Consider the following 12,736-nt stretch of genomic DNA (forward strand, 5'->3'; position numbering starts at 1 on the left):
TGCGACTGGATCTATCGACCTAGCCGTCGGCGCGGCGACCTGCGCATGGGCATCCGGCCCGGCTTCCCGCGAACGCCGGGTGAACGCAGACAACCCCTGCGGCCGAAGGGCGCAGGGGTTGTCTGTCGGAAGGGTGCCATCAACCAGCGTGAGCTGGTTGGTCCCTAAGCTGGGAGCTGCAGTACGGCACCGGTGAAGATGAGGTCCGCATGAATGACGGTGTCGGCGTTGGCCGCATAGAGAGCCTGCCAGCCACCTTCGACGCCGAGCTTCGTGGCGATGGTGTGGAGGGTGTCACCCGACTGGATGGTGTAGGTCTCGCCGCTCAATGCGGGAGCCTGTGCCACGGGGGCGTGGACGACGACGGGTGCCGGTGCGGCAACTGGTGCCTGGACGACCGGTGCCTGGACTGCAGCCGGTGCCGGTGCGGCAACTGGTGCCTGTGCCACAGGGGCTGGTGCAGGTACGGCAACTGGTGCCTGTGCCACAGGGGCTGGTGCCACGGCTGCGGCGTTCTGCTGGAACGAGACGTTGCCCGGGGCGGCCGCACTGCTCAGGCCGAGCTTGGCGGAGCAGGCGGGCCATGCGCCCCAGCCCTGACCGGCAAGAACGTTCTCCGCGACGGCGATCTGCTGCTCGCGGCTTGCGTCGGTGGGTGAACCCTGGCCGCCGAAGGCCGCCCAGGTGGAAGGCGTGAACTGAAGCCCGCCGGAGAAGCCGTTTCCGGTGTTGATGCCCCAGTTTCCGCCGCTCTCGCACTGCGCGAGGCGATCCCAGTCACTGGCAGGGGCTGCGTTTGCTGAGCCTGCTGCGGCTCCCAGCGCGAGGCCGGAGAGGGCGACGGCGGCAAGGCCACGGCGCGCGTTAGTAGCAAATTTTTGATTCTTCATGGGTACGATGCTCCGAAAGGCCACCCGCACTCGTTCCGTCCCCGGACTTCGTTGCGCCGCTGCTCACCCTTGACTGTTAAGTGGTCTCGATTGGCGACCGCCACATGAGCAGCATGCGGTGGAGGGCGGCGCCGGGCATATGCGATTGCGCGGTGACAACCGGCAACTTTGTGGGGTTCCCCTGGCGAGGAACCTCCCCAACCCTAGGGCATAATCTGATCGTTGCCAAACCGAGATAGAACGGTGCTTGACAATGGGTTCGCTTGCTGGGGATGAAGTGGCGAAAGGTCCGCTTGTGTGCCACACTACGGCGGTCCAGGGCTGGAGGAAGTGCAGTTCACGGGCGCCGATGGGGTAGAAAAGACGGATGAACTCCGCCCCTTCCGCCGCGCTACGCTGCGACATCGTCCTCCGCTGGAGCGACATGGACGCCTACGGACATATCAACAATGTGCAGGTTCTCCGTATCCTCGAAGAGGCGCGTATCTCCGTCTTCGGCGCGCCGGCCGGCACCGGCGCTGCGATATTGGACACACCGGCAGGGCAGGTGCCGCTGTTCTCGTGCATTGCGGACGGCGTCCAGGCGCTCGTCGTGGAGCACCGCGTCCGGTATACGGCCCCGCTCGAATACCGCGGCGTGCCGGTTCCCGTGGACGTCTGGGTCAGTGCCATAAAACCGGCGAGCCTCACGTTGGATTATCTGGTGGTCGACCCGGTAACGGACGAGGTGTGCGTCAAGGCGCAGACAGTGCTGGCCTTTCTCGACACGACTGCCGGACGCCTGGTGCGTACCACAGTCGAGCAGAAAGAACTCCTGGCCGGGCTGCTCGGAAAGTCGCTGTTCCGGTAAGGCCTGGTTTTCGAGCATCGAATTTTGGGTAAGGCGGGCTGGCGCGACGGGCACACGGCCGGTTGGCCCGCAGCGTCTGCTGCAGGCCAACCGTTCGCCCGTTCCCGGAACGCCTCCCGCTGTGCCGGGGGGGAGGGCAGGTGGGGCTAGGCTGCGACGTACCCGTGGGGGTCGAGGACGTACTTGGTTGCCGCCCCGGCGTCGAACTCCTCATAGCCCCGCGGTGCATCATCGAGCCCGATCGCCTTGGCGTTCACGGCCTTGGCGATGGATACCTTGTCGTGCAGGATCGCCATCATGAGCCCGCGGTTGTACTTCATGACAGGGCACTGGCCCGTGGTGAAGGACAGCGATTTCGCCCAGCCCGTTCCGAGGCTGATCGACAGTGAACCCACCTTGGCCGCGTCATCCACGGCTCCCGGATCACCCGTGACATAGAGGCCCGGAATGCCGAGCGCCCCACCAGCGGTCGTGACGTCCATGAGCGAGTTCAGCACCGTGGCCGGGGCCTCGGATGACGAGCCCGCACCGTGGCCGCGCGCCTCGAAGCCCACGGCATCCACACCGCAGTCCACCTCGGGAACGCCGAGCAACTGCTCGATCTGGTCGCGCGGATCGCCCTTCGACACATCGACGGTCTCGCACCCGAAGCTCCGAGCCTGCGCGAGGCGCTCCTGGTTGAGATCCCCCACGATGACGACGGCGGCACCCAGTAGCTGGGCTGACACCGCCGCGGCAAGGCCCACCGGACCGGCTCCGGCGACGTACACCGTTGAGCCCACTCCCACCCCGGACGTCACTGCTCCGTGGAAGCCGGTGGGGAAGATGTCGGACAGCATGGTGAGGTCCAGGATTTTCTCGAGGGCCTGGTCGCGGTCCGGGAACTTCAGCAGGTTCCAGTCGGCGTACGGCACCAGGACGTATTCCGCCTGTCCGCCGACCCAACCCCCCATATCCACGTAGCCGTAGGCGGCACCCGGGCGCGCGGGGTTCACATTGAGGCAGATGCCGGTCTTGCGTTCCTTGCAGTTGCGGCATCGCCCGCACGAGATATTGAAGGGAACCGAGCAGATGTCGCCCACCTTGATGAACTCGACGTCGGGCCCGACCTCCACGACCTCGCCGGTGATTTCATGTCCGAGGACAAGGTCGGAGGGTGCCGTGGTGCGGCCGCGGACCATGTGCTGGTCCGATCCGCAGATATTGGTGGTGACGGTCTTCAGGATGACGCCGTGATTGAGCTTTCGGCCCACATTCGCCGGGTTGACGCCCGGTCCGTCCTTGAGCTCGAAAGTGGGGTAATCGATATCTATGACTTCAACTTTTCCAGGTCCCTTGTAGGCAACGGCTTTGTTCCCAGGCACGTGTTTCCCTTTCTGTTGATCGCCGCCCGGCCGGATAGGGCCGGGTCAGAACTCAACCCCGGGGAACGGCGGTCGCTCATGCCTGACCGACATCCTTCGGAGCATGGGCCCAAGATACCGCCCGGGGGGTCGCGCGAAGGTTGCACTGCAGACCGTCCCCGTTTCCGGCGTCAGCCTTCGGCATCCCATGCATCGGCGCGGTCCGCGGCGTCTTCGGGGGATCGGTCGTCCGGCGGGTGGGAGCCGCCGTCGCCCGAAAAGCTTGCCGGAACCATGCCGGCCTCGTGGGTGCCCTGCTCCTGGCGAATGTTGTCCGCGGCCTGTCCGGCCTCCCCGCCGGCCGGCTCCAGGACGTCCGTCCGCCGGTCCTCGGCCGGGGCGCCGTCGCTGCCGGTTCCTGAGGGTGTGGTGGGTGATTCATTCACAATGCTCTCCCCTGGATTGTCTGGTCGATCGTGGGTGATGAGTGTGCCTTGGGACAGGTCCACAGGATCTGGCTTCACGGGCACCCTATGTGCCTATCATGGAGGGCCGCATTCAGGGAATGCACCTTACAAGGAGGTAAGACCATGGCCGGATACTTCAAACTCGTGGACGCACACGATGACGGTTTCCGAGTGAAACTGACAGCCCCGGACGGAACCCTCGTGGCAGTCTCGGCGTTCTTCCCCACCAAGGAGGAGGCGATCGCGGGAATCGAGACCATCCGGGAGATCGCCGGTACCGGACCCGTCGTGGACCGCAGCCGCCTGGAGAGGGCGACGAAGGACCTGCTCTCGGAAAGCCCCGCAGGAAAACGTCCCTGAACCTGCCGGCAGGCTGCAGGCCGGCCCGATGGTTTATGTGTACCAATGTATACATTGCGCGGAGGAGCGTAATAGACTTGGGACTACACACCATTCCATTGAAGGGAACCCTTGTCATGACGACAGCGGATTCATTCGGCTCAAAGGGCACACTTGATGTAGCCGGCGCCGAGTACGAGATTTTCCGGCTGAACGCAGTGGAGGGCTCCGAGCGTCTTCCGTTCAGCCTCAAGGTTCTGCTGGAGAACCTGCTGCGCACCGAAGACGGTGCCAACATCACTGCCGACCACGTCCGCGCGCTCGCGCAGTGGGACGCGGACGCGCAGCCCAGTACCGAGATCCAGTTCACGCCGGCACGCGTCATCATGCAGGACTTCACCGGCGTGCCCTGCGTCGTCGACCTCGCCACGATGCGCGAGGCGGTGGCGGAGCTCGGCGGCGATCCCACCCGCGTGAACCCGCTGGCACCCGCCGAGCTGGTCATCGACCACTCCGTGCAGATCGACGTGTTCGGCAATGCGGGCGCCCTTGAGCGCAACATCGAGATCGAATACCAGCGCAACGGTGAGCGCTACCAGTTCCTGCGCTGGGGCCAGACGGCGTTCGACGACTTCAAGGTGGTGCCGCCCGGAATGGGCATCGTCCACCAGGTCAACCTCGAATACCTTGCCCGTACCGTCATGACCCGCGAGGTCGACGTCGAGGGAACGAAGGTCCTTCGCGCCTACCCGGACACCTGCGTCGGCACCGATTCCCACACCACCATGGTGAACGGCCTCGGCGTACTCGGTTGGGGGGTGGGCGGTATCGAAGCCGAGGCTGCAATGCTCGGCCAGCCTGTCTCCATGCTGATCCCCCGCGTCGTCGGGTTCAAGCTCACCGGTCAGATTCCCGCCGGAGCCACCGCCACCGACGTCGTGCTGACCATCACGCAGCAGCTGCGCAAGCATGGCGTGGTCGGCAAGTTCGTGGAGTTCTACGGCGAAGGCGTCGCAGCAGTGCCACTGGCCAACCGTGCGACGATCGGCAACATGAGCCCCGAGTTCGGTTCCACCGCGGCGATGTTCCCCATCGACGACGTCACGCTCGACTACCTGCGCCTCACCGGACGCCCGGCCGAGAATGTCGCACTCGTGGAGGCCTACGCCAAGGAACAGGGGCTGTGGCACGATCCGTCGAAGGACATCAAGTTCTCGGAGTACCTTGAGCTCGATCTCTCCAGCGTGGTGCCCTCGATCGCCGGGCCCAAGCGTCCCCAGGACCGCGTGGCGCTCACGGAGTCGAAGAGCCAGTTCCGCGAGGACCTCCGTAACTACTCCAACGACCCACACCTCACCGACGCTCCCAGGGGAACAGTGGACGAGGCTTCGGAGGAAAGCTTCCCGGCGTCGGACAGCCCGAGTTTCACCGCCGGCATGTCGTCGACCACCATCGACGAGAACGCCAGGCCCCGCGAAACCGTCTCCCCGGACGAGGAGGCCGCCAGCCGTCCGTCGAGGAAGGTCACCGTCACCACGAAGGACGGCCGCGAGTTCGAACTCGACCACGGCGCGGTGAGCATCGCGTCGATCACCTCGTGCACGAACACCTCCAACCCCTCCGTGATGCTCGCCGCCGCGGTGCTGGCGCGCAACGCGGTGGAAAAGGGCCTGGCATCCAAGCCCTGGGTCAAGACCTCGGTGGCTCCCGGATCGAAGGTCGTCACCGACTACTACGAGAAGTCGGGCCTCATTCCCTACCTCGAGAAGCTCGGCTTCTTCGTCGTCGGCTACGGCTGCGCCACCTGCATCGGTAACTCGGGGCCGCTCGACGAGGAAATCACGCAGGCCATCCAGGACAACGACCTCGCCGTCACCGCCGTCCTCTCCGGAAACCGGAACTTCGAGGGCCGCATCAACCCCGACGTGAAGATGAACTACCTGGCTTCCCCTCCGCTGGTGGTGGCGTACGCGCTGGCAGGGACCATGGACTTCGACTTCGACACCGAACCCCTGGGCCAGGATGAATCCGGGACGGACATCTTTCTCAAGGACATCTGGCCGAACCCCGTCGAGGTGCAGCAGGTCATGGACTCCTCGATCAACGAGGACATGTTCACCGCGAGCTATGGAGCCATTTTCGACGGCGACGAGCGGTGGAAGTCGCTGCCCACACCCGCCGGCGCCACCTTCGCATGGGATCCGGAGTCCACCTACGTCCGGAAGCCGCCGTACTTCGACGGAATGAAGCCGGAGGCCGATCCGGTCGAGGATATCGACGGCGCACGCGTGCTGCTGAAGCTCGGCGATTCGGTCACCACCGACCACATCAGCCCGGCAGGTTCCTTCAAGTCCGACACCCCGGCCGGGCGGTATCTCCTGGAAAAGGGAGTGGAGCGCAAGGACTTCAACTCCTTCGGATCCCGCCGCGGAAACCACGAGGTGATGATTCGGGGCACCTTCGCGAACATCCGCATCAAGAACCAGTTGCTGGACGGTGTGGAGGGCGGCTTCACGCGGGACTTCTCCCAGCCCGATGCTCCGCAGAGCGCCGTGTACGACGCCGCCGAGAACTACCGCGCGGCAGGCACGCCGCTCGTGGTGCTCGCCGGCAAGGAGTACGGTTCGGGATCCTCGCGTGACTGGGCGGCCAAGGGCACTGCCCTGCTGGGCGTCAAGGCAGTGATCGCCGAGAGCTACGAGCGCATCCACCGCTCCAACCTCATCGGCATGGGAGTGCTGCCCCTGCAGTACCCCGAGGGCCAGAACGCCGAAACCCTCGGACTGACCGGGACCGAGACATTCTCGGTGAGCGGCGTGACTGTGCTCAACGAAGGCCGGACACCCGCCACGGTTCGGGTCACCGCTGTACCGGAGAGTGGAGAGGCGATCACGTTCGACGCCGCGCTCCGCATCGACACCCCGGGCGAAGCGGACTACTACCGCAACGGGGGCATCCTGCAGTACGTCCTGCGCCAGCTCGTGGGCTAGAACGATCGATTCCGGGGCGGTGGGTGCCTGAGGGCACCCCACCGCCCCGTGCCGTCCGGTCGGAGCGAACAGAAACGCCGGTTACCGGAGCGTTCCCGCTCACCGACAGTCACCGCTCACCAACCCCCGAGGGAGGCACCATGGCTGAACCGACCGAGGTGTCGGCCCGGATGGACGGTGACGCGATCTTCCGGATCCTCCGCAGCGAAATTCTCCGCGGAGTGCATCCGCCGGGAACGGCCCTGCGGGAAGTGGTGGTGTCCGAGCGGTTCGGGGTGTCGCGCACTCCTGTCCGGGAGGCACTGAGCCGCCTGCAGCATGAGCGGCTCCTGGAGCGCGCCGCGCGGGGCCTGCAGGTACCGCAGATCGACCCCCAGGAAGTCATCCAGATCTACGATCTCCGCGTGATGCTCGAGGAGGAAGCTGCCGGACAGGCAGCACTCAACAGGGGGACCGCGGACCTGATGCGGCTCGAGGCCCTTCTGGAGCGGGACCGCGCCGTGGGGGATCCGGACGACAACACGAAGGTCACCAACAATCTCGAGTTCCACACGGCGCTGTGGGCTGCAGCCCGGAACCCGATCCTCATGGACCTGCTGGAGCGGCTCTCGACCCACCTGATTCACACGCCGCGCTCCACGCTGTCCGTCGGCAATCGCTGGCAGGAAGTGCTCGAGGAGCATGACGCGCTCATCGCTGCGGTGGCGGAGCGGCGGGTCGATGACGCACGCGGCATGGCGCGGGCGCACATGGAAACCGCGCGTGCGCTGCGTCTGCAGCTGCTCCGCACCTCGGCGGCACGGTGACGACCGCGGGCCCGCGCGTTCGCCTGCTTCTCGACGTCGACACCGGCATCGACGACGCCGTCGCACTGCTGTACCTGATGGCAACGCCGGGTGTGGCGCTCGAGGCGATCACCTGTACTGCCGGCAATGTCGGCGCCGCGCAGGTCGCAGCGAACAACCTTGCGTTGTTGGAGCTCGGCGGATGGAAAGGGGTAGAGGTTGCGCTCGGAAGCGAGGTGCCCCTCGAAGTGCCGCTCGTCACCACCGAGGAAACGCACGGCGACCAGGGCCTGGGCTACGCAGTGCTGCCCGTGGCGCGGCAGGAGGTGTCGCCGCGCCACGCCGTCGACGTCTGGGTGGAGACCGTGCGTGCGCATCCCGGCCAGATCACCGGCCTGATCACCGGACCTCTGACGAATTTCGCACTTGCCCTGCGGGCCGAACCCCGCCTGCCGGAGCTTCTCAGGGGGCTCGTGATCATGGGCGGTGCGTTCAATTACCCCGGTAACACCACCCCTGTCGCCGAGTGGAACATCTCGGTGGATCCCCATGCCGCACGGGAGGTGTTCGCGGCCTACCGCGGCCTGCCCGAGGAGAAGCTGCCGGTGGTGTGCGCACTGGAGACCACCGAGCGGATCGAGTGCCGGCCCGATCACATCGACACCCTGTCGCGTGCCGCCGGTGCAGGCGGGGAGCCCGTGTCGCCGGACGACGCAGTCGGTACGCGGAGCGCCAATCCGAACCCGGTCATCGCGTGCGTGTCCGACGCGCTTCGCTTCTACCTGGAGTTCCACCGGCGCCAGAACCAGGGATATGTCGCCCACCTGCATGACCTCTTCGCGGCCATGGCGGCGACAGGCGAAGTGGGCTTCACCACGCGGCTTGCGACGGTGGACGTCGAAGTATCCTCGCGGCTGACGATCGGCCAGACCGTGGGAGACTTCGCCGGACTGTGGAACCAGCCTCCGAATGCGCGGGTGGTGTCCGGGAACGACCCCGAAGAATGCTTCGACCTGTTGATCCTGCGGCTGGCCGAGCTCGCTCGGAAGCGCGCCCCGGCCTCACGAGGGTAAACTGAGCCTGTTCGCGTGGAACGCGCGGACGGCGGCGCCGAGGTGACATGAGGTGCACTCCACCTTTCCCCGACGCGCCCAAGGATCTTCCGTGAGTTCACCCCTGACCCTGCCGCTCCAGCGGGAAACGTCCCGTCCACGACGCGCGCTGATCCTTGCCGGAGGCGCCCTCATCGCCGCGACATACTTCTACCTGGTGCTGGCGCAGCCGGCCGACCTCGCGGGCGGTGGAGGAAGTGCGGCGTCCCTCATCTGCCTCTTCGGGTTCCTCGGCGGCGGTGCGCTGCTGGTCGGCGGAATCCTGCCGACGCTCACCACGAGCTCGCTCGTGGTGATGCCGCTCGGCATCGCCCTGAACATCGCCATCGGCCAGACCGCGGGAAGCCTCGGCCTGCAGATCTACCTTGACGCCATCGGAACGGTGCTGGTCGCAGTCCTCGCCGGGCCCGCCGCCGGTGCGGCAACCGGGGCGCTGAGCAACGCCATCTGGGGTCTGTTCAATCCCCTTGCACTGCCCTTCGCCGCAGGCGCGGCGCTGATCGGGCTGCTTGCGGGAACCGCTGCGAAATACGGAGCCTTCCGACGGATTTACCTCGCGCCCTTCGCAGGGCTTGCCGTGGGAGCCGTGGGCGGACTGGTGGCCGCGCCCATTGCGGCCACCATGTTCGGCGCTGCCGGGACAGTGGGAACGAATGCGATTGTCGCGGCCTTCCGGGCGATGGGTGATTCCCTGCTCGTGGCGGCAACGAAGCAGGGTCTGACCTCCGACACTCTCGACAAGCTTGTGGTGTTCACGCTCGTTGCGCTTCTCGTGTATGCGCTGCCGGGACGCGCGCGGAACCAGTTTCCCTTCGTCCGGCGGTACCGCGTCCTTGCCGGCCGTGCACCGACGCCCGTCCCGGGTACTTCCGGGGAGTAGGCAATGCCCCGGCGCAGGATTTTCAACCCCCTGACGGAGCTGCTCGCGGCGGCACTGCTGGTGGTCCTCGTGCTGGTCATCAATCGCTGGCAGTTCTCGCTCGCGGTCCTGGTGGCAGTGATCCTTCCCGCCGTCCTGCTGTCCGGCAGGCCACGCCGGATCGGCCTCACATTGACCGTCGTCGCGGCGCCGCTGCTCCTCTCGTCCCTGGTACTCCACGGACTGTTCTTCCCCGAAGGAACCACGGTGCTGGCGCAGTGGGGATTTGCGCGGATGACAGTCGAGGGCCTTGAGTTCGCCGCTCTGATGGGCCTGCGCATGGCGGTCTTCGCCGGCGCGCTGCTGACGGCCACCATGACGGCAAGTATTCCGGAGCTGGTGTCCACGATGACCCACCGCGGATGGAACCGGAAGCTTGTGTTCGTCATCGGTTCGGCCGTAGGGCTCCTCCCGCATGTGGCAGCCCGTGCGCACCACATCCTGAGGGCCCAACAGGCGCGCGGACTGGTGGTCGGCGGCGGACTGCGGCGCTTCAAGGCGCTGCTGATGGTCAGTACGCCGCTGGTGACCGGACTGCTGGTCGATGCCTCCGAGCGCACGCACATGCTCGAGGCCAGGGGTTTCTCCTCCACCGTCCGACGCACGAGTTACCTACCGGATACCGACTCCGCAGCACAGCGGGCAGCGCGCTGGGCGATGACGGGCGTCGTCGTCGTCTTCAGTTTCCTCTGGCTTGCTACCGGTGCAGCAAAGTGATCGCGCTCGAGTGCATTTCGCTCGCCTACGACGACAATGCGACCGCGCTCGTGGACGTCACGCTGGCCGTGCATGCAGGGGAACAGGTGCAGGTGGTGGGACCCTCCGGGTCGGGAAAGACCACGCTCGCCAGGCTGCTGGCGGGGCGAACCGGGGGCGACGCCGGAACCGCCTTCCGGGGAGCGCTCACCCTCGAGGGGACCCGCCTCGAATTCGGTACCGGCACGGACCCGAGGATCGACCCTGCGGCATGGAGCAGCCGGGTGGGCTATGTGGCCCAGGGCGCCTGGGGACAACTGTCCATGATGTCCTCGACGGTGGCCGAGGAAATCGCCTTCGGGCCGGCGAACCGCGGAATGCCTGCCGGGCAGCTGCGGACGACGGTCCGGGACATCGCCGCGAAGCTCCAGCTGACGGATCTGCTGGAGAGGGACCCGCGGACGCTGTCCGGCGGGCAACTGCAGAGAACCGTCATCGCGGCGGCAATCGCTTCCGAGCCGCAGGTGCTGGTCCTCGATGAGCCTTTCCAGGGGCTGGACGAGAGTGCGACGGCTGATGTTGCGGCAGTTCTTGAGCTGCTGAGGGCCCACGGCACAGGGTTGGTGGTCTGCGAGCCGCTGCTCCCGCGGCGCCTGCCCGTGGACGCCCGGGTGCTCGCACTGTTCGAGGGCAGCGCCGTCTTCGAAGGTCCGCCCGGGGACGCCCGGGGGGCCGGCCTGCGCCGCTACGGTGTCGGCCTCGAGGGTGCACCGCCGCGGCTGAGCTCCGCCGGCCGCGGGCCGACCCCTGCAGCCCGTACCGCCAGTCCCACACCGGCCGGTGCAGCCGGTGCCGCCAGCGTCACACCCGCCCGTGCAGCCGGTGTCGCCGGCCTCACGCCGGCCCGTGGACGTCCTGCCGGCGACCCACCCGATCGCGCGCCGGGGCTCCCGGAGTCGCGCCCGAAGGGCGACGCCCTCCTCGTCGAACTGGAGTGCGTCTCCTTCACCTACCCCGCGCAGCCGGATGAAGCGCCCGCCGGCATCCGTTCGGTCGATTTCAGCCTGGAGCGTGGCGAGGTGGTGGCCCTGCTGGGCTCCAACGGATCGGGCAAATCAACGGTGCTCCAGCACCTCAACGGACTGCTGCGTCCGGTGTCGGGAGTGGTCCGTATCGACGGCCGGGAGCTGGGCCGCAGGCCGACGGGAAAACTCGCGGCAACAGTGGGGTACCTCTTCCAGAACACCGATCAGCAGCTCTTCGAGCGGACCGTCCTGCGGGAAGTAGCCTATGGTCCACGTGCGGCAGGAAAGAAGCGCGGGGCTGCGATCGGTCAGGCCGGGGACGCGCTGGCCGGGGTAGGACTTTCCGGGTACGCGTCGCTGCACCCCTATGAGCTGAGTTTCGTACGGCGCCGTCTCGTGGCACTGGCATCGATGATCGCCACCCAGCCGCTCCTCTGGGTACTCGATGAACCGACGGCCGGGCTCGACGACGAGGGCCGCAATCTCATCGGCGAGCTCATCCGGGCCCACGCTGCCACCGGCGGCGGCGTCGTCCTGGCGACCCACGACGTCGCTTTCGCCGAAGCGGTCAGCGACCGCACCGTCACCCTGGCGGCAGGTCGCGTTCTCCCTGCGGCCGGTAGCCCTGCCTCGGAGGCGCCGCCCAGCCAGTAGGGTTGGGAAGCATGGATGTCCTCAGGGAGCGCCGGCGCACTGTTCCTTCGCGGGGAGCCGAGCTGGCCGTCTTCGAGTACGGGCAGGACCCGGATCCCGCGGTCCCGTCATTGCTGCTGGTGCATGGGTACCCGGATGACCACCGCGTGTTCCTGCAGGTGATCCGGGAACTCGCCCCGGCGCACCACATCATCGCGTATGACACCCGCAATGCCGGGCGGTCCAGGATCGACGGAGCCGCAGCCACCTACGCGCTCGGGGCCCTTGTCGATGACCTTTTCGCCGTCCTCGACGCCATGGACTCCTCCCGGGTCCACCTCGCGGGGCACGACTGGGGTTCGATCCAGGGCTGGGCCGCCGTCCAGGATCCCCGTGCGGCCGGGCGCATCGCGGGCTTCACGAGCGTCTCCGGCCCAGATCTCCGCCATTTCGCCCGCTGGCTGCGCGCCGGTGCACGCACCCCCCGGCAGTGGCCGCAGCTGGCAGGACAACTGCTGCGCAGCTGGTACGTCGCCGCCTTCCAGCTCCCGCTGCTTCCCGAGGTCGCCTGGCGGCTCTTTCTCACCCGGCGGTACGAATTCGCGGCGCGGCGCAGCGTCAATGATGATCCGGTGCGCGGGCTCGAACTGTACCGGACCAATATGTTCCCGAAGGTGCGGCTGCCGC

Annotated in this window: 12 protein-coding genes; 9 read left to right on the plus strand and 3 right to left on the minus strand. The window is 67.0% G+C overall.

Annotated features, from left to right (window positions below):
* Positions 1 to 164: 164 nt before the first annotated feature.
* Entirely contained in the window at positions 165 to 890 is a 726-nt protein-coding gene (locus tag Y704_RS0108590) for a LysM peptidoglycan-binding domain-containing protein (protein ID WP_026549825.1), read from the minus strand.
* 367 nt (positions 891 to 1,257) lie between these two features.
* On the opposite strand from Y704_RS0108590, the gene Y704_RS0108595 reads away from it, so the two are divergent.
* Positions 1,258 to 1,740, plus strand: coding sequence for an acyl-CoA thioesterase (locus Y704_RS0108595; RefSeq protein ID WP_035772060.1), 483 nt, complete (start codon positions 1,258 to 1,260; stop codon positions 1,738 to 1,740).
* 146 nt (positions 1,741 to 1,886) lie between these two features.
* Here the strand turns inward: Y704_RS0108595 and fdhA are convergent, their stop codons facing one another.
* On the minus strand, positions 1,887 to 3,104 hold the full coding sequence (gene fdhA / locus Y704_RS0108600) for a formaldehyde dehydrogenase, glutathione-independent (protein WP_026549827.1): 1,218 nt from the start codon (positions 3,102 to 3,104) through the stop codon (positions 1,887 to 1,889).
* 170 nt (positions 3,105 to 3,274) lie between these two features.
* A complete protein-coding gene (locus Y704_RS19920) occupies positions 3,275 to 3,529 on the minus strand; it encodes a hypothetical protein (RefSeq protein ID WP_035772062.1) in 255 nt (84 codons plus the stop codon).
* Between the two features lie 144 nt (positions 3,530 to 3,673).
* Between Y704_RS19920 and Y704_RS22710 the strand changes: the two genes are divergently transcribed.
* The 8 genes from Y704_RS22710 to Y704_RS19945 form a co-directional block, all read left to right on the plus strand.
* Positions 3,674 to 3,910 (plus strand): YegP family protein, encoded by a 237-nt coding sequence (locus tag Y704_RS22710; RefSeq protein WP_253904267.1) that lies wholly within the window; start codon positions 3,674 to 3,676, stop codon positions 3,908 to 3,910.
* A 116-nt stretch (positions 3,911 to 4,026) separates the two neighbouring features.
* Positions 4,027 to 6,879 (plus strand): aconitate hydratase, encoded by a 2,853-nt coding sequence (locus tag Y704_RS0108615; protein WP_026549828.1) that lies wholly within the window; start codon positions 4,027 to 4,029, stop codon positions 6,877 to 6,879.
* 140 nt (positions 6,880 to 7,019) lie between these two features.
* The gene (locus Y704_RS19930) at positions 7,020 to 7,685 is read left to right on the plus strand and encodes a GntR family transcriptional regulator (protein ID WP_035772064.1); all 666 of its coding nucleotides are present in this window, start codon (positions 7,020 to 7,022) and stop codon (positions 7,683 to 7,685) included.
* Complete coding sequence (locus Y704_RS0108625) at positions 7,682 to 8,737, plus strand: nucleoside hydrolase (protein WP_026549829.1); 1,056 nt, start codon at positions 7,682 to 7,684, stop codon at positions 8,735 to 8,737. The genes Y704_RS19930 and Y704_RS0108625 overlap by 4 nt, the downstream gene beginning before the upstream one ends.
* A gap of 91 nt (positions 8,738 to 8,828) precedes the next feature.
* Positions 8,829 to 9,656, plus strand: coding sequence for a hypothetical protein (locus Y704_RS0108630; RefSeq protein WP_026549830.1), 828 nt, complete (start codon positions 8,829 to 8,831; stop codon positions 9,654 to 9,656).
* 3 nt (positions 9,657 to 9,659) lie between these two features.
* A complete protein-coding gene (locus tag Y704_RS19935) occupies positions 9,660 to 10,412 on the plus strand; it encodes an energy-coupling factor transporter transmembrane component T family protein (protein ID WP_051476841.1) in 753 nt (250 codons plus the stop codon).
* On the plus strand, positions 10,409 to 12,070 hold the full coding sequence (locus tag Y704_RS19940) for an ABC transporter ATP-binding protein (RefSeq protein WP_051476842.1): 1,662 nt from the start codon (positions 10,409 to 10,411) through the stop codon (positions 12,068 to 12,070). The genes Y704_RS19935 and Y704_RS19940 overlap by 4 nt, the downstream gene beginning before the upstream one ends.
* Before the next feature lie 11 nt (positions 12,071 to 12,081).
* A partial coding sequence (locus tag Y704_RS19945) for an alpha/beta fold hydrolase (protein WP_081747497.1) occupies positions 12,082 to 12,736 on the plus strand: 655 nt, incomplete at its 3' end.

The organism is Arthrobacter sp. Br18, assembly GCF_000520555.1.
Lineage (GTDB): Bacteria > Actinomycetota > Actinomycetes > Actinomycetales > Micrococcaceae > Arthrobacter_D.